Origin of the sequence: Deinococcus sp. Leaf326 (assembly GCF_001424185.1) — a bacterium.
In the GTDB taxonomy this organism is placed as follows: Bacteria; Deinococcota; Deinococci; order Deinococcales; family Deinococcaceae; genus Deinococcus.
Window position 1 is genome coordinate 578,777 of record NZ_LMOM01000001.1, and the last position, 20,788, is coordinate 599,564.

The following is a 20,788-nucleotide window of genomic DNA, read 5'->3' on the forward strand; positions in this document are numbered from 1 at the left end:
GGGGCGACCGCTGCTGACGGCGCCGCTCACGCCTCTCTCCAGCGCGGGCGCGCCGGGTACAGAGGCGGCCCGCCCCGCTCGAGCGCGTCGTACTCCTCGCGGAACAGCTTGATGGAACTCAGGACCGGCCCCAGGCAGGCGTCGGCCAGCGCGCAGAACGAGCGGCCCCCGATGTTGTCGGCCATGTCCAGGATGAGCTGCACATCGCCGGGCTGGCCGTGCCCGCGCACGAGCTTCTCGTACATCCGCACCATCCAGCCCGAGATGCCCTCGCGGCAGGGGGTGCATTTGCCGCAGCTCTCGTGGGCGTAGAAGCGCACCATGTTCCAGGTGGCGTTCACGATGCAGTCCTCGCGCGGAATGAGGGTCACGCCCCCCGTGCCGAGCATCGACCCCGCCGCCGCCAGCGACTCGTAGTCCAGGGGCATGGCAAGCGTCTTGTCGTCCCAGGGCAGCATGGGGCACGAGGACCCGCCGGGAATGACTGCCTTGATCTCTGCCTGCGGGCCGCCCGCCCAGTCGTAGATCAGCTCGCGGAGTGGCGTGCCCATCGGCAGTTCGTACACGCCGGGCCGCTTGACCGGTCCCGACACCTGAAAGAGCTTCATGCCCTTGCTGCGCTCGGTGCCCATACCCGCGTGCCAGTCGGCGCCGTACTTGAGAATCTGGGTGGCGGCGCAGAACGTCTCGACGTTGTTGATGGTCGTCGGCAGGCCGTACAGCCCGGCGGCGGCGGGAAAGGGCGGCTTGAGGCGCGGGTTGGCGCGCAGGCCCTCCAGCGAGTTCATCAGGGCGGTTTCCTCGCCGCAGATGTACGCCCCCGCCCCCCGGTGCACCTGAAGGTCGAAGTCGAAGCCGCTGCCCAGCACGTTTTTGCCCAGCAGCCCGGCCGCGCGCGCCTCGTGGATGGCCGCCCACATCCGCTCGGCGGCCTGCACGTACTCGCCCCGGATATAGACGTAGCCCGTGTTGGCCCGCATGGCGTAGCCGCCGATGAGCATCCCCTCGATGAGCTGGTGCGGGTCCTCGGACAGCAGGTAACGGTCCTTGAAGCTGCCCGGCTCCGACTCGTCGGCGTTACAGATCACGACGTGGGGCCGGCCGTCGTTCAGGGGCATGAACGACCACTTGAGGCCGGTGGCGAAGCCCGCGCCGCCGCGCCCGCGCAGCCCTGACTTCTTGACCTCCTCGATCACGGCGTCCGGCCCGAGCGAGAAGGCCCGGGCGGCGGCCCCGTAGCCGCCGGAACGGCGGTAGGTGTCGAGCGTCCAGCTCTCCGGCTGCCCCACCGCTGCGTACAGCGTGGGCACGAAGCGGGCGTCCTTGCCGCTGGTGATCGGCTTGGGGGGAGTGGGCGCAGTGGCGGTCATGACTGTCCTCCGAGGCTCTGGCTTCCGTCAATCAGGGCGGTCAGCGACGCTGTACCGGCCCCCACCGCCTCGCCGCTGGCCATGACCTGTCGGCCGGCCGAATTGACCATCACCGGAATGGGCGCGTCGGGGGCCGGGGGACGGTCTGCGCGCAGTTCGGCGAGCAGGTGGCGGCATCTGGCCTGGGTCACGCGCTCGTAGTAGCCGCCGTCGTTGAGCTGGATGACCGGCGCGGTGCCGCACGACCCCAGACACTCGACCTTCTGCACGCTGAACCGCCCATCACGGCTGACCTCGCCGGGCTGCACGTCGAGCTGCGAGACGAGTTCGTCCCACAGTTCGTCGCTGCCGGCCAGCGCGCACATCACCGTCGAGCAGACCTGGAGGTGATACCGGCCGGTGGGCAGCGTGTGGTAGGTCGAGTAGAAGCTCATCACGCTGCGGACCTCGGTGGCAGTGGTGCCGCACAGGTGGGCGATCTCGGCCATATGCGGCTCCGAGACGAAGCCCTGGGCGTCCTGCACCTCGCGCAGCAGGGGCATCAGCGCGCTGCGGCGGCCCTGGGACGTATCCGGGTAACGGGAGAAGATGTCGGCCACGAGGGCTGATTTGTCGGCGAAATAACTCAAGCGGGTTCCTCCCTGACGAGTGGCCTGTTCACCGGTCCACATCCCCCAGCACCGGGTCAATGGTCGCCAGAATGGTGATGAGGTCGGCGAACTGCCCGCCTACGCAGGCGTATTCCAGGGCCTGAAGGTTCACGAAGCTGGGCGCGCGGATCTTGACGCGGTAGGGCATCGAGCCGCCGTCCGAGACGATGTAGTAGCCCACCTCGCCGCGCGCCGACTCGACCGGCACGTACACCTCGCCCAGCGGCGGGTGAAATCCTTCGGTCACGAGCTTGAAGTGATGGATGACCGCCTCCATGCTCGTTTCGAGCTCCTGGCGCGGAGGCAGAGAAATCTTGCGGTTAGGGTCCTTGACCGGCCCCGGCGCGAGGCGCGCGAGCGCCTGCCGGATGATGCGCGCGCTCTGGCCGAATTCCAGGAGCCGCACCGTGAAGCGCGCGAGGCTGTCGCCGTCCGGGCTGGTCACCACGTCGAAGTCGTAGTGCTCATAGCCCGAGTAGGGGTTGTCCTTGCGGTGGTCGAGCGGCACGCCCGAGGCCCGCAGGTTCGGACCGGTCAGCCCCAGGTCCAGCGCCACCTCGGGCGGAATCACGCCCACACCCTGCGCCCGGTCTACGAAGATCGGGTTGTTGGCGAACAGGGTCGTGTACTCGCCCACGCCGCGTTCGAGCTGATCGAGGAACGCCGACACCCGCGCAGGCCAGCCCTCGGGAATGTCGCGGCTCAGGCCACCCACCCGGAAGTAGCCCTGGTTCATGCGGTAGCCGCAGACGGCCTCGAACAGGTCCTGGCAGGTCTCCTTCTCGCGGAAGGCGTAGAAGAACGGTGTCAGGGCCCCGAGGTCGAGTAGACCCGTCCCCACGAACACGAGGTGGCTGTGAATGCGCCCAAGTTCGTGCAGGATCACGCGGACAGTGCTGGCACGCTCGGGCACCTCGGCCCCCAGCAGCTTTTCGACGCTCAGGACGTAGGCGAGTTCGTGGCCGAAGCAGTGCAGGTAGTCGGTGCGCGGCGCGTAGGTCACGCCCTGCTGGTAGGTGCGGTGCTCGAAGGTCTTCTCGAAACCGGTGTGCAGGTAGCCCATGTGCGGCGTGACCTTGACCACGTACTCGCCGTCCATATCCACGACCAGCCGCAGCACGCCGTGGGTGCTGGGGTGCTGCGGCCCCACGTTCAGGCTCATGGTCTCGGTGTGCAGCAGGGCGCCGGTCTGGCCGTGCAGCCGCTCCTGGGCCGTGGACTCCTGGTGGTCCGGCCCCATCCGCTCGGGCGGCAGGGTCCCGCCGGGCGTGCCGGCGCCGTGGGTGGGTTTGGGACTGCTGGGTTTAGGACTGGGGCTGCGGGTCATTTCGGCCCTCCTTCCGGCATCACGGGGGGTTCAAGGTCGCGTGTGGACCCCCGGCGCAGGCTGCCGCGCCAGCCGCTCAGGCCCGTGTCCTCACCGCTCAGGCCCGCGCGGAAGGCGGCCGGGTCCAGAAAGCGCCCCTCGCGGAAGAGAGTGGGCGTCTCGCCCAGCGGGAAATCCTTGCGCAGAGGATGGCCTTCGAGGTCGTCGGGCGTCAGCACTTTGCGCAGGTCGGGGTGCCCCACGAACTCGACCCCCAGCAGGTCGTACACCTCGCGCTCCAGGTAGTTGGCCGCGCGCCACACCGGGTACAGGCTGTCGAGCGGCTCGCCGTCCTCCAGCCACACCCGCAGGAACAGCCGGCGGTGGTCGTACGGGTGGTAGAGGTTGTGCAGCACCGCGAAACGCGCCGGGCGCGCCTCGGGGTAGCGCAGGTAGTCGAGGCCCACCGTGTCCATGAGCATGAACCCACGCTCGCCGAGTTGCCGGGCCACCGCGCGCAGCTCGGCCGCCGCGACAACCACCGTCGCCTCGCGCGAGTCGTCGCGGGTCAGGCCCAGTTCGGCCAGCAGAGGCCCGAGGTCGCGCTCTGCCGCTAGCGCGTCCATGCGTCCACCATCGGAAGCTGGTGCCCCAGACTGTCGAAGGCCTCGCCGCGCACCTTCTTCTGAAGCTGCATGACGGCGTAGATGAGTGCCTCGGGGCGGGGCGGGCAGCCGGGCACGAAGATGTCCACCGGCACGACCTGGTCCACGTTCTGCACGATGGCGTAGTTGTTGAACATGCCGCCCGAACTCGCGCAGGCGCCCATCGAGATCACCCATTTGGGGTCGGGCATCTGGTCGTACACGCGGCGCATGACCGGCGCCATCTTCTTGCTCAGGCGACCCGCCACGATCATCACGTCGGCCTGCCGGGGCGAGGCGCGGAAGACCTCCGAGCCGAAGCGCGCGAGGTCGTTGCGCCCGTTCGTGCTGCTCATCATCTCGATGGCGCAGCACGCCAGCCCAAAGGTCGCCGGCCACATGCTGTTGCTGCGGCCCCAGGCCACCAGTTTTTCCAGGCTGGAAAACAGCACGCCTTCGGATTCCAGTTCCTGCCAGTCGCGGTCGAACAGTTCCTTCAGCGGCATGGGTGCACCTCGGGGATCGGGCGGGCCATAGGGCCGGGATTCATTGACGGAGGAGTACCTGCTCTCAGGCCCATTCCAGTACCCGCTTCTTCAGGACGTACACGTAGCCCACCAGCAGCAGCAGCACGAAGGTCAACGCCTCGAAAAAGGCGAAGGGGATGAGCTTCTGGTACGCCACCGCCAATGGATAGAAGAAGGCCGTCTCGATGTCGAAGACGATGAACAGCATCGCCACGAGGTAGAAGTGCACGGGAAAGCGCTGGCCCGTACCCACACCGCCGCGCTCGGGATCGTTGCCGCTCTCGTAGGCCATGAGCTTGACGCGGGTCGCCTTCTTGGGACCCAGCAGCGCACTGACGACCACCGCCAACACCCCGATGCCCAGGGCCAGCAGCAGCATGATGACGAAATTCGCGTATTCGATACGGCTTCCTCCTTCGGCGGGACGACCCCGCTTCAGCACACAGCTCGTGAAAAACGGCACGAGTAAGGTGAAAAAAGAGAATGAAAAACGCAGAGCCTGAGTTGATGGTGCGGGATTGTTCTAGCACAAAAGGGCGCTGGCCCCGCACCCCACAGGCGTCCGGCACGGTCTCTCCGGCCCACCGTCCTGGCCCCGTGGGCAGTTGGGGGTGGCCGGAGAGGCTGGTTCCGGAACTGTGGCGGGGCCGGACTGAATTCGCCTGACCCCGCCACAGTTCCTCTTCAGTTGTTCGTCCTGGACCGCCCTATTGAGCGCCCAGCCGCCGCACAGTCCAGCTCAGTTCTGCGGAGGGGTCCTCTCGCGCAGCCAGTTCAGGATCAAGGCCAGGACCTCGTCCCGGGGCTCGTCGTTCAGGAGTTCGTGGTAGCCGCCCTCTATCTCGGCGTAGGTCTTGTCGACCGAGGCGATGGCCCCGGCGAAGCGGCGGCTCCCCCGCGGGTCGGTGATCTTGTCGGCCGAGCCGTGCACGATCAGCGTGGGCAGGCGCCACCCGGCGTAGCCGTCCCACAGAGAGGCGCTCAGACGCAGCATCGAGGCGACGCTCAGGGCAGGCACCCCGCCCCGGTAGACCGCCTCGTCGGCCTCGTAGGCCCCGACCTCGGCCGGCAGCCGCGACAGCCCGCCAGTTGCCAGCCGGGCCGTGGCCAGCCCCGGCGCGGCGCGGGCGACCAGGGGAACGAGGCGGCGCAGCCACAGCGGCTCGTCCGCGCCCACCTGCAGGGCCGGGCTGGAAAGAATCACGCCGCTCAGGCCACGTGGGTCGCGGGAGGCGCTCGCAGCCGCGATCAGGCCGCCCATGCTGTGCCCGAAGGCGAACAGGGGGAGCCCCACGCTGCGCAGCGCTTCCCGGGCCCGCAGGTGATCCTCGACCAGAAGCCCCAGATCCACCACCGCGCGCCGGCCCGCCGAGGCGCCGTGACCCCGCTGGTCATAGCTGTACACGCTCAACCCACCCGCCGTGAGCGCCGGAATCAGGCCGTGGTAATGGGTGGCGTAGCGTCCGGCATACTCTCCGAAGCCGTGGGCCAGCAGCACCGCGCCGCGCGCTTCACCCTGCGCCGGCCACAGGTAGCCTGCGACCGGCGCGCCGGGGACCGTCCAGTTCTGAGCTTGCATCTCTCCGAGTGTACTGGGTGGCCCTCCTCCCCAACGACCCACCCCCACCGGCCTTTGCCGACTTGGGTTACCCGGCCCTTGGCCTTCAGTTCACCTCTCCGGCACAGAGAAGCCGGAACTGACCTGAAGCGCATACAGTGAACTCATGGCAGATATCGCACGGAAGGCCAATGCCCAGTGGATGGGCGACCTCAAGCACGGAAAGGGCAACATCAGTACCGAGAGCGGCACGGTCCGGGACGCGCAGTACTCCTTCGGCACCCGCTTCGAGAACGGTGTGGGCACCAACCCCGAGGAGCTGCTCGCCGCCGCGCACGCGGGGTGTTTCACCATGCAGCTCTCGGCCCTGCTCGCCGCCCACGGCCATGATCCCCAGGACGTGCGGACCGAAGCCACCTGCGAAATGGTCAAGGAAGGCAGCGGCTTCAAGGTGAGCACCATGCGCCTTCAGGTACGCGGCAAGGTCGGCAACATCGACCAGGCCGAGTTTGAGAAGCACGTCGCCCAGGCAGCCGAACTGTGCCCCCTGAGCCGCGTCATGAAGGGCAACGTCGAGATCGTCCACGACGCCGTGCTGGAATAGGATCGCTGCAATCAGTCCACGTGCTCCGGCTGCCGCCGGAGCACGTGCTCTTTTGGGGGCGGCCAGCACACCAGACTGCCCCTCCGGATCAGTACACGTGAAAGTCGTTCAGGCCGGTGGCCTCGCTGTACTGGGTCTGTACCTCCTGAACACGGGCGTGGGGTGGACCCCTCTGGAGCCAGTGCAGCAGACGGTCGAGATCGGCCTGCGTTCCCTCGGCAATGACCTCTACCCGGCCGTCAGTTAGGTTCTCGGCGTATCCCCGCAGATTTAGGTCCCGGCAATGGCGCTGCACGTAGCGTCGGTAGCCCACTCCCTGAACGTTTCCTATCACCAGAGCAGTCAGACGCATATGGGCGTCAGGGTAACGGGCCGAGCGGGTCCACAACAGCGAACTCCCACCCTTTACCGGAGTGGGAGTTTACAGGGACCGTCGGCCGGCCGCGGGTTCAGTGGTCGGTCTGGGTGCCGCGCTCGCTCTGGAGGGCGCTCTTGCGGCTGAAGGCGTCGTCGAGCTTGGCCGCGCCGTTGCGCCGCATGATGTTCATGGCCTCGTCGGCCCGCGCACCGTCGGGATCACGGGCGATGACCATCACGTAGCCGTTCTTCATGCCGTCGTAGAACTTCTCGGCCTGTACCGCCGGCACGCCCAGGCGGCGCAGCAGCTTGACGTAGTCGCCGTGGTCGGTGCCTGACAGCGCGCCGAACAGCCCGCCCAGACCCAGTCCCCCCAGCGCCCCGAACAGCATGCCGGCGAGGCCCCCATCGGCGAAGATACGCGTGCTGGGCACGATGAGCAGAAGAATCCAGATGGGCGTGGTCATGGCGAGGCCGCCGGCCAGACCCAGCAGCGAGCCGCGGATGACCCCTGCGGCTCCAGCCGGCGCGCCCGCCTCGGGGCTGACTCCTGTGATCTGGGCGAGGTCGTTCTCGGCCACGACGTCGGTCATGGCGAACGCCAGACGCTCACGCTCGAAGCCCCGGCTCTGAAGGGCTTCGAGCGCCACCTGCGCCTGCCGGGGTTCGGGGAAGAGGGCAACCACGCTTTCCATGAGATGTTTTTTAGCATGCCGGACCCCCCGCGCGCGAGGGACAAAGGGCGGCACGCCGGAGTGGGCTCTGATTCCCCCAAGAAAAGACCAAGTCTGCCGCGCGTGATCCGGCGCCCGGCCGGTACGTTTTCCCCTCGTCAGGGCCGCCCCCACCTCCCTATACTCGGCCCATGACCGGCGTGTCCAGCCTGAGCGTTCCCGACGTGGCCTTCGAAACCCGGCTGCGGGAGGTGCTGCGGTCGCGTGTAGAGTTCATCGAGCTCATCGGCGACGACCTCCAGACCGCCGGTGGCAAGCGTACCCGGCCCCTGATCGGTTTTCTGGCCGCGCAGGCTCTCGGCGCCCATCCCGGTCAGCCCCGCTGGGAAGGAGTGGTCGACCTCGCGGTCTGCACCGAACTGCTGCACTCGGCCAGCCTGCTGCACGACGACCTCATCGACGACTCCGACACCCGGCGGGGGCACGAGACCGCCTTCCGGCGCTTCGGCAACGTGGTCAGCGTAATGAGCGGAGACTTCATGCTCGCGCGCCTGCTCACGCTGCTCGCCGGCCTGCCCGGCGCGCCGGCGCTGACCCGCGCCTTCGGCCAGGCGGCCAGCGATATCTGTGAGGGCGAAGTGCTGCAGTTTCAGGTCGCCTCCTACGCCGACTACTCCTTCACGCACTACTTTCAGGTCATTCACGGCAAGACGGCCGCCCTCGTCGAGCTGGCCGCCAGTGCGCCCGCCACGCTGCTCGGGGCCCCGGCCAGGGAGCACGAGGCTCTCTCTACCTTCGGACGCGAGTACGGCCTCGCCTTTCAGCTTCAGGACGACCTGCTCGATCTGACCGGCGACGAGGAGCTCATCGGCAAGCCAGTGGGCGGCGACCTGCGCGAGGGCAAGGCGACCTATCCCCTGCTGCTGCTGCTCGATACCCCCGATGGCGACGAGGTGCGCGCCGTTCTGGAGCGCCGCGCCGGGCAGGAAGGCGACCTCGCCCGCATCCTCGACCTCGTGTCGCGCTATGGGACCGCCGAGGCCACCCGCGAGGAGATCCGCCGCCGCGCCGAGGCGGCCACGGACGCCCTGCGGGTGCTGCCCCCTTCGGAAGCCCGCAGCGCCCTGATGGCTCTGGCCGAGCGCGAGCGCGACCGGCGCCGCTGAGCGCGGCGCACTTCAGTTCAGCCATACAGAGAAGCGACCGGCCAGCAGATGGTCGGGCGCTTCTCTGTGGTGACTCCGCGCCTACTTCTTGGGCGCGTCGATGGTCTTGGCCGGCTTGGCGGGTTTGCCGCTGCCCTTGCTCAGGCTGACCGTGCGGTCCGGGGCCTTCTGCACGCCGATGGTGGCGGTCTCCCGCTCGACCTGCTTGTTGATCAGGATCTGCTGGCCGATACCGATCAGGGTCGAGAGAATGATGTAGATGGTCACGCCGGCCGGGAAGGTCAGGGCGAAGTACAGGAAGATCAGGTAGATGAACGCCTGCTGCTTAAACATGTCGGGGTTCTTGCGCGTCATCACGTAGAGCTGCCCGATGTTCACGATGAGGTAGACGAGCGCCAAGATGTAGAAGGGGTCCGGCACGGCGAGGTCGGGCAGCCACAGGAAGCCGCTGTCGAACTCGAAGTTGCGGATGGTCGACCACAGGGCGATCAATATCGGAAAGGGCAGGAAGGTACTCAGGCAGCCGGCCGGATTGAAGTTGTGGTCGCGGTAGAGCTGCTGCATCTCGGCCTGCATGGCGCGCTGCGAGTCCACGTCCTTGCGTTCCTTGTATTTGTCCTGAATTTCCTTGATCTTGGGCTGCATGACCTGCATGCGCGCCGTCGTGCGGCCCTGCGTCTGCATGAGCGGCCACATGATCAGGCGCAGCAGGATGGTCAGGGCGACGAGTACGAGGCCCCAGTTGCCGATGACCTTGTACATCGACTCCATCAGCTTGACGATGAACAGGCTGATCTCACCGAAGATGTTCGGCTTGAACAGGCCCGGCAGGCTGGTGTAGCCGCTCTGGTACAGGTGGATCAGTTCGTTCTTGCCGCCGTACACTTCGAGGTTGCTGCTCGCCGGCACGCTCGCGCTGATGAGGCCCTGCGCGCCGCCGGTCAGGGTCACGTCGACCGAGGTGCCCGACTGTGGCCGGATGATCAGGGCGTGGGCGACCTGGCTGGGTTTTTCTTGCAGGGCTGCGTACTGGATGTTCTTGACGTCCAGGGTGCCGCTGCCCTGCACGCCCGCCAACTGCCCGCCCACCGGCACGGCGCGCACGTCGGGGTTATCGGCGCGGCCGAGGCCAGGGAACAGCATGTTTACACGATCGCCACCGCCCGTAACCTGGGTCTGCACGTCGATCTTGAAGTTGCGCGGGTGCATGACGACCGTCTTGGTCACGCTGACGCCGCCCTGGGTGTACCGGAAGACTGCTTCCTGGCGGTTGGCCGGCAGGTCCAGGCTCAGAGTCGGCGCGGTCGTCTCGGCCGCCTGGGCCGGGTTCAGGGCGCCGCCGCTCAGGGCGAAGGCGCGGCGCTCGGGCGCGAAGGTGGGCGTCTGCTGGCCGTTCTGCGCCGCGCCGCCCACCATGTTCACGATGCTGCGCGAGTTCTTGAGGGCGTCGAAGTTGTAGGTGCCGTCGGCGTTGCGCTTGATGTACGGCGTGCCGGCGTAGCCCTTGACGTACCAGCCGATCACCTCGCCGCGCGCGTTGAACACCACGTCCTGCAGGTTGCTGGTCGCGATGAACTCGTCGCCGGGCTGGCCGTCGAAGTTGGCGGTGATCCACTCGGGAATGATGGCCTTGCCGAAGGTGGGAAGCGGACCGGTCTGGCCACAGCCCGCGAGCAGCAGCGTACCGCCGACGGCGGCCAGCGAAAGCAGAAGTTTATTGGTCATGTGTTGGTTGGGGGGGTGGAACGTTTGGGAAAATGATCGGGCACCGGGTCGAAGCCGCCCGGCACCAGGGGATTGCAGCGCGCGACGCGCCACGCGGCCAGCCAGCCGCCCCGCACCGCGCCGAACCGTTCGATGGCCAGAGCAGCATACTCGGAACAGCTCGGGCTAAAGCGGCAAGTCGGCTCGGGTTTCAGGGGCGAAAGCCGGCGCTGGTAGACCCGCACGGCCCGCACCATGCCGCGCGCAAAGGGACCACCCTGCGCAGGGGGAACGGGCGGGGTCACGCCTTTTCCTCTCTGGGTGCGGGGTCAGGCGAACGGGAGTCAGTCACGGAAACGGATACGGCGCCTGGGCTCACCGCGTTCCCACTCCGGTCGGCCGCCTTGCGGCCCGCTCCCTTCCGGCCCGGTGCCCGCGCGAGCGCCCGCGTCAGGGCGTCCTGCAGCTCGGCGAAGGGCGCATTCAGGACGGCGGGGGTGGGCATCAGGATGGCGCGGCAGGGGGGCAGGCCGGCGGGCAGGGTCCGCAGCGCCTCGCGCACGCGGCGGCGGGCACGGTTGCGGTCCACTGCCCGCTTCAGGGTCTTTTTGGGCACCACGATGCCGATGATGGCGCGCGGCCGCCACGGCTCGCCGTACCGCGGACGATATTCGGCCAGCCGCAGCGTGAACAGCGGCCCGCGGACAGGCGAGCCGTGAGCGCGCACCTTGCGGAACTCGCGCTCGCCGCGCAACGAAGACAGCGCCACCGGGCGGCGGGACCGCTCCTGCGTGACGCTGTCTGGAGGTGATATGGCGATGAGGCCGCTCCCCTGTGGGCGCTTACTCGTCGCTGACGGTGAGCTGCTGGCGACCACGGGCGCGGCGACGCGCCAGAATGTTGCGGCCAGCCTTGGTCTTCATGCGGGCGCGGAAACCGTGGGTCTTGGCCCGCTTGCGGACGTTGGGTTGGTAGGTACGCTTCATGCTGCTTTCTCCTTGATCTCTGGCCCCGGCGCCTGGGTGGGCGGGGACACGCCCCCGTCAGAGGGCAAACTCCGGGAGTGTATCACGCCGGTGCCCCGGCGAAAAGAGGCGAGCCGGAAGACGGCGCCTCAGGGCTTGTGGAGCAGGTAGGCCTTGGGGTGATGCCCGCCGCTGTAGACCTGAAACAGCTCGCGCGCGTGCCAGTGCTGCACCTGCTCTTCGAGGAGGCGCTCGAACAGCCGGATCTCGTGCGTGATGACGCACAGGCGGCCCCGCCGGCTCAGGAGGCGGTGCGCCTCGGCCAGGAATTCGGGGTACAGCGCGGCGTTGGACCGGTGTGAGCCGATGGCGTCGCCCCAGGGCAGGTCGGCCACGATGAGGTCGAAGCTGCGCGGGGCGAGCCCCGTGTGCAGGGCGTCCACCTGGGCCACCTCGACCTCGCGGCCGGCGGCCTTCAGGTTGGCCTGGCTGCACGCCACCGCCTCCGCGTCAATGTCCACGCCGACGAGCGCCGCCGACGGCCCCAGCAGCGCCCGCTCGACAAGCAGGGTCCCGCTGCCGCACATCGGGTTGAAGATGCGGTCCTCGTCGCGCTGCCCGGCGAGCTTGAGGGCGGCGTAGGCGATAGTGGCGTTCAGGCCGCCGCCCCGGTTGCACACCCGCCAGGAACGGGCCGAGAGCGGCCGGGGCGTCATGCGGGCCAGGACCTCCCAGCCCTCTCCCCCTTCCTCGGGCCGCAGCCGGATCAGGAGTTCGCCCTCCTTGGGGTCGTGGGGCAGCTCCAGGGCCGTCTGGAGTTCGGAGGCGAGGCGCTCCATGACGGCCGACTCGCGCCCGGCCGCGCTGATGCGGAAGGACTGCTGGCCACCGACCTCCACGACCTCCCGCAGGAAGGCCACGAGTTCGCCGAGCTGCTGGTTGCCCAGCAGGCCGCGCGGGCGGGGCACGTCCCAGGCCTGCACGCGGTACACGGCCACCGCCGAGCGCAGCCGGGTCAGGCGTTCGGGGTCGCCGGGGTACCAGAAGCGCAGGCCGCGCACGTCGCGCGCCAGCGGCACGGCGGCGAGTTCGGTCTCGGCCACGTTCTCCAGGCCCGGCAACACCTCCAGTTCGTACTCGTGGGCGGGCTGCCGGGTGCGGAAATCACCGCGCGGCCTGGCCCGCTTGCCGGAGAAGGAGCCGGAATCGGAGCGGCCGGAGGATGGTCGGGGGGAACGGGCAGGGCGCGGCATAACAGGGCAGTATAGCCCGGTCCTGCCGCCCACACCGCGCGGCGGCGTGCCCGGACGATGCCGGGGCGTGCCATGCTGGGCGGGTGCGCCTGCCGCCTCCCCTTCCGCTGCCCCTGCCGAGTGCGCGGCTGCGCCGCTCCGTGATCTCGCGTTTCACGCCGCCGCAGCTCATCGCGCTGGCCTACGTGCTGGGCATCGGGCTGGGCACGGCGCTACTCTCCCTGCCGGGCATGTTGACCCCCGGCACGCACCTGAGCCTCATCGAGCGGCTGTTCACGGCCACGAGCGCCATCTGCATCACGGGACTGGTCGTCGTGGACACGGGCGAGGGCTTCACGCGGCTGGGCCAAGTGGTCATCATCCTGCTCGCGCAGGTGGGGGGGCTGGGCATCATCACCTTCGGCACGCTGTTCGCGCTGCTGGCCGGGCGGCGGGTGAACTTCAGCGAGCGCCAGCTCCTCGTGCAGCAGATCAGCGCCCTGAACGTGGGCGGGGCCGTGTCGCTGCTGTGGACCATCATGCTCTATACCCTCGTCGCCGAGGTCACGGGGGCGGCGCTGCTGGCCCTGCGCTTCGTGCCGCAGTTCGGCTGGGGCGAGGGCCTGTACCAGGCGGTGTTCCACTCGGTCAGCGCATACAACAACGCGGGCTTCGTGGTGATGCCGGGCGGGATGGCCCAGTACGTGCAGGACCCGCTGGTGAGCGGGGTGATCGCCGTACAGATCGTGCTGGGGGGCTTGGGCTTCCTGGTGCAGCTCAACGTGCTCTCGCACTGGCGCGAGCCGAGACGCAACCGGCTGCTCGTGTACAGCAAGCTGACCCTGATGACCACCGGCGCGCTCCTGCTGGGCGGCACCCTGCTGATCCTCGCGCTGGAGTGGGGACGCGCCTCCACGCTGGGGCCCCTCGCGGCGCCGGGCAAGATGCTCGCGGCCTTCTTCCAGAGCGTGACGCCGCGCTCGGGCGGGTTCGCCACCCTGGACGTCGAGGCCCTGAGCAGCGCCAGCCTCTTTCTGACCATCGCGCTGATGTTCATCGGGGCCAACAGCGGCTCGACCGGCGGCGGCATCAAGACGAGCACCTTCGCCATCCTCGTCGGCAGCGCCTGGAACCTGATCCGGGGCCGCACCGAGCTTATCGCCTTCGGGCGGCGGGTGGTGCCGGAAAACGTGGTGCGCGCCGGGACCATCACGACCATCTATACGCTGCTGGTCTTCAGCGCCTTTTTCGGGCTGCTGGTCACCAACCCCAAACTGGACTTCACGCACCTGCTGTTCGAGACCGTGAGTGCGGCCGCCACGGTGGGTCTGAGCATGAATACCACCCCCAGGATCAACGACGCGGGGTTGCTCATCCTGACGGTCCTGATGTACCTGGGGCGCATCGGGCCGGTGACCTTCGCGGTGGCCCTCAACTCGCGCCAGACGCAGGCCAGCCCGCTGAAGTACCCGCCCGAGCGCGACATCCTGGTGGGGTAGGCGGGCCGGGCCAGGTGGGGTGGGCTACACTCCGGGCCGGATGAAGACCAAGCAGTGTCTGGTGATCGGCCTGGGCCGGTTCGGAACCGCCGTCGCCACGACGCTCTACGAGATGGGCCACGAGGTCGTGGCCGTGGACCGCGAAGAGGACAACGTCGAGCGGGTCGTGAACCTCGTGACGCACGCGGCGGTGCTCGACGCCACCGAGGAACGCGCCATGAGGGCCATCGGGGTGGCCGACTTCGACGTGGTGATCGTCGCCATCGGCACCGACGTGCAGGCCAACATCCTGGCGACCATGAACGCCAAGAGCCTGGGCGCGACCTATGTGGTCACCAAGGCGGTCGACGAGATGGGCCGCCGGGTGCTGGAGCGCATCGGGGCCGACCTCGTCATCCGGCCCGAGCACGACATGGGCGTGCGGCTCGCGCGCCAGATCGCCAACCCCAATATCGTGGACACGCTGGACCTGGGCAGCGACTACGCCATCGTGGAGATCGAGGCCAGCGCCCGGCTGCGCGGCAGCCTGCGCGACCTGAACCTCACCGGCCGCTTCGGGGTACAGGTCATCGCCCTGGGACGCGGTGGCCGCATCGAGGTCACGCCCCGCGCCGAGGACGTGATCGCCCCACATGACAAGCTCGTGGTGATCGGCACGGCCCACAGCCTCGACGAGTTGCGGCGCTTTCTGGGGAATTAGCGGCTACTTCTTGACACCCGGCACTGAGTGGAAGTTGTGGCAGCCGAGCTGGCCACGCACCGTCAGGGCCTCGACCACGGCGCTCGGCGGCAGGGTCCCGGTGACGAGCGTGTCGGCGCGCACCGGCACCGTCTGGTTGCCGGACACGAGATCGGCCTCGCTGCGCAGGCGCACGGTGCGCTCCAGGCAGGCGGCGTCCTCGGGGTTCAGGACGAGGTCGTAGTCGCGCGCAGCCGTCTGCACGACGACCTGGGTGCTCTGGGGCACGTAGTCCTGCAGGGCGCGTGTGGCCCGCGCCTGCCCGCTCAGTGAGGCGGTCAGGGCGGCGAGGAGGGGCAGGGTCGCCGCGATCCCCCACACGACCATCGCCCGCGCCGCACCGGCCCGCAACAGGAAAATCACCAGGATCAGGGCGGTCAGCAGCGTCACGAGCAGGTAAACGGCGGTCAGAAGCATCTCGCAGGCCAGTGTAGCGGCCTGCCGGAGTCGGGGCGGGCGGCCGGGGCAGAACGCGCCGTCTCCGGGCTCCGCGCGCCGGTCCGCTACTTTGCCCGGCGCTGTGCCTCGTCGAGGGCGGCGCGGGCCGTCACCTTGCCGCTCAGCGCCTGCCCGATGGCGTCTTCGACAAGCGCGGTCCAGGCGCCGTACTCGGGCAGGGCGGGCCGGGCCACGGCGCGCTCCATCTGGGCATGGGCGGCGCGCATCTGGGGGTTCTTGGCGTACCAGTCGGCCAGCAGCGGCGTCACGGCGCGCCGGGGCGGGGCGTAGGCCGTCACCTTGATCCAGTCGGCCAGGCGGGCGGGTTCCATGAGGTACTGCCAGAAGGCGGCCGCTCCGGCCTGCTGCGCCGCACTGACCCCGCGCGGCACCGCCAGCGCGCCGCCGCCGACCGGCACGGTACAGGCCCCGGCCTTCTCGCAGGGAAAGGGCGCCATGCCGAGCTGAAAGAACGGGAGCTTGCGCGCGTCGTTCCAGTTGGCGACGCTGGCGAGCACGAACAGGTTCTGCCCACGCGCGAAGTCGAAGGCGGCGCGGGTCGCCTCGTTCAGGCTGCGCGGCTGCGCCTGCCCGGCGCGGGCCATGCGCGCAAGCTGCGTGAGGGCTTCGACCGCCTCGGCGCTGTTCAGGGCCGGGGCCGCGCCCTGCACGAGCGAGCCCCCCCGCGACAGCACGTTGGCCTCGAAGGTCCAGGCGTCCGCCGCCGCGACCAGAGGCCGCCGGCCATTCGTAGCCAGGCGCGCGCTCGTGGTCTCCAGGGCGCTCCAGGTGGCGGGCGTCCCTGCTCCGGCGCGGCCCAGGGCGCCCGCGTTGTACAGCAGGACCGGCACGCTGAGGTTCCAGGGCAGGGCGTAGCGTTTGCCCCCCACCTCGCCCGACTTCCAGGCCGGGGCATAGAAGTCGCGGGTCAGCTCGGCGGGCAGGTTGTCTTCCAGACGCGAGAGGTCGCTGAGGCTGCCGGCCGCCGCCAGCGCGGGGACCTGGGTCAGTTCGAGCTGCGCGAGGGCGGGCGGGTTCCCGGCGCGGATGGCCGCCTGCAACTTGGGCAGCAGTTCGCGGTAGTTGCCCTGGGTGCTGGGCACGACCTCGTACTGGTTCTGCGACCGGTTGAAGTCGCGGGCGTAGTCGGCCACCTTGCCCTCGACACCCGCCATGGCGTGCCAGAACTCGATGCGTACCGGCGCGGCCTGCGCAGCGGAGCCGAGAGACAGGGCCAGAAAGAGCGAAACGGGAACAAGGCGCATCTGGGGGCAGTCTAGCGGCCCTCTGGAGGCGCGGCGCCGGCGCAGGGCACAGTCGGAACTCCGGCCGGGCGCGCTACCCTGGGCCACCATGACGAGCACGCACAGGCGGATCTTGATCGTGGTGGCGACCCATCCCGAGGCGGCGCGGCTGCGCGACCTGGAAGGCGGAGGAACGCGGGTGGTGGTCTGCGGAGTGGGGCCGGTGGCGGCGGCGCTGAGCACCCAGGCCGCCCTGCTGGGCGGCACCTACGACCTCGCGGTGAGTGCGGGCATCGGCGGGGCCTACCCCGGCAGTGGCCTGCGCCCCGGCGACCTCGCCGTATCGAGCGAACTCGTTCAGGCCGACCTGGGCGCCGACGACGCCGGAACGTTCCTGGACCTGGAGACCCTGGGCCTGAGCGTCGAGCCCGGCGTAGACCCTGGGCACACGGGCCGCTTCCGCGGGTGGGACGGTGGCGCGGAGGCGGCCCGGCGGGCGGGGGGGGCCTACGGCCCGGCCCTGACCCTGAGCACCGTGACCGGCAGTGCGGCGGCGGCGCGCGCGCTGGAGGCCCGCTACCCCGGCGCGCTGACCGAGGGGATGGAAGGCGCGGGGGTGGCCCACGCCGCCCTGCGCTGCGGCGTCCCGGCGCTGGAAGTGCGCGGCGTGAGCAACATGGTCGGCCCGCGTGACCGCTCGGCCTGGCGGATCGCCGAGGCGCTGGCGGCCATGCGGCGGGGGGTGGAGGCGCTGCGGGAAGGCTGAGCCCGGGCAGCACTGGCGGCCTCTGGGCTACATAGACCAAAAGCGTCCCACCTGCCGGGGGGGCCACTCCAGGAGCAGCGCAGGTGGGACGGTTCTGGCCCGAACCCGGTTCCCAGGAAGGTCAGTTCCGCAGGAAGCCGGTCACGAGTGGCCTGACCAGTTCACCGGGGCGGCGGACGTGGCCGGGAGACCAGTTCCTTCACGGCTTCCCCGCCACCGGCGCCACGACCAGTTTGAGCACGGTGGTCTTCTCGGCGCCGGCGGCGCGGGCCGTCACGGTCACGTCGTACTCGCCGGGCGCGGTGCTGGCCGGAACCCGGACCTTCGTCTCGGCGCGGCCCGACTGCACCGGCACCGTCACGCTCTGCCCGAAGGCCTGCACCTGCACCTCGGCGGCGCGCTGCACATTCAGCACCACGCCGACCTCACTGCCGGGCGCGGCGGGGCTGGAGGTCAGCCGGCCGATCAGGGCGATGCTACCTGCCGTGAAGGTCGTGACGTTCTGACGGGGGGGCACGGCCGCGCCCAGTTCGATGGGGGCAGGGCGTTCGCCCGCACGGAACTCGACCTGCGCGGCGCTGCCGGTGGCGACGTAGCCCTCGGGCAGCTGCGCGGGGTTCAGGCTGACCGTGTAGCGGCCGGGCGGCAAAGTGGCGACGCGAGCCACGCCCCCCAGGTCGCCCTGCACCATCTGCACGACCGGACCGCTGAAGTTCACGCCGACGAAGGGCAGCGCGCCCTCGCCCTCGTCGCGCCGGCCATTGCGGTTGAGGTCGTCGTAGGCCAGCACCTCGCTGCGCACCACCGGCGCGAAGGGAACGTCCAGACGGTTCACGCTGTTTTCCCGGACGGCCGTGTCTTCGTCAGTGAGGTTTTCCAGTGTGGCCGGCACGCCGCTCACGTAGCCCAGCTTGACGGTGCCGACCGGCACGCGCAGGCTGTACGACCCGTCCGCGCCGGAGGTCGTCCGGACCCCGCCCGCCTCAACGGTCACGCCGGCCAGACCGGTCTCGCCGGGGTCGCGGCGGCCGTTGTAGTTGTCGTCGCGGTACAGGGTGCCGAGCAGTTGGCCGCCCCGGCGCCCGCCGAACACGTTGACCACCGGATCGGGGGTGTTGAGCACCCAGTCCACGTTGTAGTTCAGCGAAAAGCGCAGGCTGCTGCTCAGGTTGCCCCGCGTCAGGCCGTTGGGGGCCGAGGCGGAGTATCCGGCGCGCGCCGACAATCCGGCGACGAACAGGTCCTGCGCGCCCACGCTGAACCCCGCGACCTCCGGGCTGAAGGTGCCGGCCGACGAGTTGACCCAGGCCCGCTGGTAATTCACGGCCGTGTCGATCTGCGGGGTCCACTGGTGGGTCCAGACGGCGCGCACGGAGTTGGTGGTGCTCTGCGCGGCGCCCGCGAGCCGCTCGAAGGCGTACTCGGCACTGACGGTGTCGCGCAGCCGGAAACTGTAGCTGCTCACCAGGCTCAGGCGCAGGGTCTGGAGCGTCTCGCCGCCGAGCTGCGGGTCACGGGACCACAGGGCCGCGCCGCTCGTGAGCACCGGCCCGGTCACCAGGGTGGCGCTTGCCGTGGCCACCTGGCCGTAGCTGCCCGGCTGGTCGGGGTCGGTGTTCAGGGTGTAGGCCGCCGCGCCGCCCAGCGAGGCGTTCTTCCAGCCCAGCGTGGGCGTGCGCAGGGTACCGGTCAGGCCCCAGGCCGCGCGCGTTCCGGGGGCCGTGCCGTTCTGATACCGTCCGCCGACGCTGGCTCCAAACCCGTTGCCGGCGGCGTAGGTCAGCAGGCCGCTGCCCGTATAAGTCGCGCCGCCCGGCTGAAAACTGACCCCCAGGGCCGCGCGCACGCCGAAGGGCCGCAGTGAGGTCAGCCCGCCCGACACGCTGAGGTTGTGCAGGCCGGTGGGGGTCCCGGTGTAGGTCTGGGTCAGGTCGACCGTGCCGTTGGAATACGACACCTGCTCGAAGCCCAGCGCCGAGACGCGGTAGACCCCGTTGCCGCGCTGCCCCCCCGCGAACCCCCCGACGACCAGTCCGACGTTCGGGGTCAGCTGCCGGGCGTAGCGCACGCTGAGCTGGTCGGTGCCCGACGAGGCGTCCGCGCTGCGGATGTAGGAGGTGTCGGCGTCGGCCTCCAGACTGCCGCCCAGCACCGGCCCCGAAGCCCCCAGGCCCCCCTGCACGCCGAAGGTGCCCCCCTCACCCCGGCGGTAGCTCACGCGGGGCCGGAAACGCCAGGCGCCCCGGTAGAGATTGCCTTCCACCGACAGGCCAGACTGGCCACCATACGCACTCAGGTCCCAGGTACGGGCGTTGAGGCGCACGCCGAAGGTCAGCCCACCGGGCAGGGGCCGCTCGTTCGAGCCGTTCAGGCCCAGCAGACTGGCGTCGCCCGTCGCGTAGTCCGACAGGCGCCCGCCCAGCCGGGGCTGGAGGCCGTAGCGCAGCGTGGTCTTCCGCCCACTGGGCGTCCAGTCCACTGCCGCGTCGGCTCCGGCCTGGACCCCGAACACGAGTTGTGGCCGGTCGGCGTCCCGGTTGCCCTGGAGATTGACCGGATTGAAGACGACGTCGGTCAGCGCCCGGACCTTGACGGCCGGACTGTTCTGCGAGGCCGCCTCCAGGGTCACGGTGTATTCGTAGCCCGGCGAGGCGTCGCTGATTTCGAACGATACCCCGACCGACCCGGTCTCACCTGGCCGCAGCCGCAGCGACGGCACACTGAGCTGCGGCAGGGCGTCCACGTTCACCACCCGCAGCGTCAGGGTGTCGTCCTGGTTGCCCTGGTTGGTGAACTGCGCCTCGTAGGTCACCTTGCGCCTGAGCTGGCCGGTCAGGCGGGCCGGCGCGCGGGCCGTGAGGCGCGACTGCGCCAGCACGCCGACATGCGCGCTGGCCTGCGCCGCGACCTGCCCGCCGGCCCGCAGGCGCATCACGATGTCGGGCGAGTTGCCCACCGCCGCGCGGGGCGGCACCCGGAAGGTCACGGGAATGAGCGTGGAGCCGTTCAGGCTCACCTTGCGGCCCGACGACACCGGAATCCAGTCCGGGCCGGCGTCCACCGTCATGTCGTATTCGCCCTGTCCGCTCGCCCGGAAGATCAGGGTGGCGTACTCGCCGGGTGCGGCCTGCCGGGTGGCCGGGGCCTCCAGCGTGAGAGCTCCGATCACGGTGGCGCCTGGGGCCGTCTCGACCGGAGCCGCCTGGGCCGGGGTGGTCTGGGCCGAGGCCGGGCAGACCGGGGGAATCAGCAGGGCCGCCAGCAACGACATCCACCGCAGCGAGACGCTGTGTGGGACGGAGTGCCGGGTCGTGGGCCGGATGCTGGACATGACAGGTTCTCCCG

General features: G+C 69.8%; 22 protein-coding genes. 5 read left to right on the forward strand and 17 right to left on the reverse strand.

Annotated elements, in window-relative coordinates; translation table 11 throughout:
• Positions 1 to 26: 26 nt before the first annotated feature.
• From nuoF to ASF71_RS02895, 7 genes are all read right to left on the reverse strand, one after another.
• Positions 27 to 1,370: an NADH-quinone oxidoreductase subunit NuoF gene (nuoF, locus tag ASF71_RS02865; protein ID WP_056294488.1), complete on the reverse strand. Its 1,344-nt coding sequence runs from the start codon at positions 1,368 to 1,370 to the stop codon at positions 27 to 29.
• Positions 1,367 to 1,999 (reverse strand): NADH-quinone oxidoreductase subunit NuoE, encoded by a 633-nt coding sequence (gene nuoE, locus ASF71_RS02870; protein WP_056295184.1) that lies wholly within the window; start codon positions 1,997 to 1,999, stop codon positions 1,367 to 1,369. The genes nuoF and nuoE overlap by 4 nt, the downstream gene beginning before the upstream one ends.
• A gap of 28 nt (positions 2,000 to 2,027) precedes the next feature.
• Positions 2,028 to 3,260: an NADH dehydrogenase (quinone) subunit D gene (nuoD, locus tag ASF71_RS02875; protein WP_056295187.1), complete on the reverse strand. Its 1,233-nt coding sequence runs from the start codon at positions 3,258 to 3,260 to the stop codon at positions 2,028 to 2,030.
• Between the two features lie 83 nt (positions 3,261 to 3,343).
• On the reverse strand, positions 3,344 to 3,952 hold the full coding sequence (locus tag ASF71_RS02880) for an NADH-quinone oxidoreductase subunit C (protein WP_235514096.1): 609 nt from the start codon (positions 3,950 to 3,952) through the stop codon (positions 3,344 to 3,346).
• Positions 3,940 to 4,476: an NADH-quinone oxidoreductase subunit B family protein gene (locus ASF71_RS02885; protein ID WP_056294491.1), complete on the reverse strand. Its 537-nt coding sequence runs from the start codon at positions 4,474 to 4,476 to the stop codon at positions 3,940 to 3,942. Before ASF71_RS02885 ends, ASF71_RS02880 begins: the two co-directional genes overlap by 13 nt.
• 64 nt (positions 4,477 to 4,540) lie before the next feature.
• Positions 4,541 to 4,876 (reverse strand): NADH-quinone oxidoreductase subunit A, encoded by a 336-nt coding sequence (locus tag ASF71_RS02890; RefSeq protein ID WP_056294494.1) that lies wholly within the window; start codon positions 4,874 to 4,876, stop codon positions 4,541 to 4,543.
• Between the two features lie 360 nt (positions 4,877 to 5,236).
• Positions 5,237 to 6,076: an alpha/beta hydrolase gene (locus ASF71_RS02895; RefSeq protein WP_056294496.1), complete on the reverse strand. Its 840-nt coding sequence runs from the start codon at positions 6,074 to 6,076 to the stop codon at positions 5,237 to 5,239.
• A gap of 145 nt (positions 6,077 to 6,221) precedes the next feature.
• On the opposite strand from ASF71_RS02895, the gene ASF71_RS02900 reads away from it, so the two are divergent.
• Complete coding sequence (locus tag ASF71_RS02900; RefSeq protein WP_056294499.1) at positions 6,222 to 6,659, forward strand: OsmC family protein; 438 nt, start codon at positions 6,222 to 6,224, stop codon at positions 6,657 to 6,659.
• Between the two features lie 88 nt (positions 6,660 to 6,747).
• Here the strand turns inward: ASF71_RS02900 and ASF71_RS22260 are convergent, their stop codons facing one another.
• Positions 6,748 to 7,011: an acylphosphatase gene (locus tag ASF71_RS22260; protein WP_082505332.1), complete on the reverse strand. Its 264-nt coding sequence runs from the start codon at positions 7,009 to 7,011 to the stop codon at positions 6,748 to 6,750.
• 97 nt (positions 7,012 to 7,108) lie between these two features.
• On the reverse strand, positions 7,109 to 7,711 hold the full coding sequence (locus ASF71_RS02905; RefSeq protein WP_056294502.1) for a hypothetical protein: 603 nt from the start codon (positions 7,709 to 7,711) through the stop codon (positions 7,109 to 7,111).
• Positions 7,712 to 7,881: 170 nt separating this feature from the next.
• On the opposite strand from ASF71_RS02905, the gene ASF71_RS02910 reads away from it, so the two are divergent.
• The gene (locus tag ASF71_RS02910; RefSeq protein ID WP_056294505.1) at positions 7,882 to 8,856 is read left to right on the forward strand and encodes a polyprenyl synthetase family protein; all 975 of its coding nucleotides are present in this window, start codon (positions 7,882 to 7,884) and stop codon (positions 8,854 to 8,856) included.
• An 81-nt stretch (positions 8,857 to 8,937) separates the two neighbouring features.
• Here the strand turns inward: ASF71_RS02910 and ASF71_RS02915 are convergent, their stop codons facing one another.
• From ASF71_RS02915 to ASF71_RS02935, 5 genes are all read right to left on the reverse strand, one after another.
• A complete protein-coding gene (locus ASF71_RS02915) occupies positions 8,938 to 10,581 on the reverse strand; it encodes a lipoprotein (RefSeq protein ID WP_056294508.1) in 1,644 nt (547 codons plus the stop codon).
• Positions 10,578 to 10,817: a membrane protein insertion efficiency factor YidD gene (gene yidD, locus ASF71_RS02920; protein WP_056295193.1), complete on the reverse strand. Its 240-nt coding sequence runs from the start codon at positions 10,815 to 10,817 to the stop codon at positions 10,578 to 10,580. The genes ASF71_RS02915 and yidD overlap by 4 nt, the downstream gene beginning before the upstream one ends.
• Before the next feature lie 44 nt (positions 10,818 to 10,861).
• Positions 10,862 to 11,314: a ribonuclease P protein component gene (locus ASF71_RS02925; protein ID WP_056295197.1), complete on the reverse strand. Its 453-nt coding sequence runs from the start codon at positions 11,312 to 11,314 to the stop codon at positions 10,862 to 10,864.
• An 88-nt stretch (positions 11,315 to 11,402) separates the two neighbouring features.
• Positions 11,403 to 11,546, reverse strand: coding sequence for a 50S ribosomal protein L34 (gene rpmH / locus ASF71_RS02930; RefSeq protein ID WP_014684645.1), 144 nt, complete (start codon positions 11,544 to 11,546; stop codon positions 11,403 to 11,405).
• Between the two features lie 128 nt (positions 11,547 to 11,674).
• Entirely contained in the window at positions 11,675 to 12,778 is a 1,104-nt protein-coding gene (locus ASF71_RS02935; protein WP_056294511.1) for a methyltransferase, read from the reverse strand.
• A gap of 83 nt (positions 12,779 to 12,861) precedes the next feature.
• Between ASF71_RS02935 and ASF71_RS02940 the strand changes: the two genes are divergently transcribed.
• Both ASF71_RS02940 and ASF71_RS02945 read left to right on the forward strand, forming a co-directional pair.
• Positions 12,862 to 14,256 (forward strand): TrkH family potassium uptake protein, encoded by a 1,395-nt coding sequence (locus ASF71_RS02940; RefSeq protein WP_369814949.1) that lies wholly within the window; start codon positions 12,862 to 12,864, stop codon positions 14,254 to 14,256.
• 40 nt (positions 14,257 to 14,296) lie between these two features.
• Positions 14,297 to 14,956 (forward strand): TrkA family potassium uptake protein, encoded by a 660-nt coding sequence (locus ASF71_RS02945; RefSeq protein WP_056294514.1) that lies wholly within the window; start codon positions 14,297 to 14,299, stop codon positions 14,954 to 14,956.
• 3 nt (positions 14,957 to 14,959) lie between these two features.
• Here the strand turns inward: ASF71_RS02945 and ASF71_RS02950 are convergent, their stop codons facing one another.
• Together ASF71_RS02950 and ASF71_RS02955 are read right to left on the reverse strand one after the other, a co-directional pair.
• Entirely contained in the window at positions 14,960 to 15,412 is a 453-nt protein-coding gene (locus ASF71_RS02950) for a hypothetical protein (protein ID WP_056294516.1), read from the reverse strand.
• A gap of 86 nt (positions 15,413 to 15,498) precedes the next feature.
• Positions 15,499 to 16,698: an extracellular solute-binding protein gene (locus ASF71_RS02955; protein ID WP_056294519.1), complete on the reverse strand. Its 1,200-nt coding sequence runs from the start codon at positions 16,696 to 16,698 to the stop codon at positions 15,499 to 15,501.
• An 88-nt stretch (positions 16,699 to 16,786) separates the two neighbouring features.
• Here ASF71_RS02955 and mqnB point away from each other — a divergent pair, with 88 nt between their 5' ends.
• Positions 16,787 to 17,443 carry a futalosine hydrolase gene (gene mqnB, locus ASF71_RS02960; RefSeq protein ID WP_056294523.1) on the forward strand — a complete coding sequence of 219 codons (657 nt, stop codon included), beginning with the start codon at positions 16,787 to 16,789 and terminating at the stop codon, positions 17,441 to 17,443.
• A 199-nt stretch (positions 17,444 to 17,642) separates the two neighbouring features.
• Here the strand turns inward: mqnB and ASF71_RS02965 are convergent, their stop codons facing one another.
• Positions 17,643 to 20,774 carry a hypothetical protein gene (locus tag ASF71_RS02965; protein ID WP_156372558.1) on the reverse strand — a complete coding sequence of 1,044 codons (3,132 nt, stop codon included), beginning with the start codon at positions 20,772 to 20,774 and terminating at the stop codon, positions 17,643 to 17,645.
• Between the last annotated feature and the right edge of the window lie 14 nt (positions 20,775 to 20,788).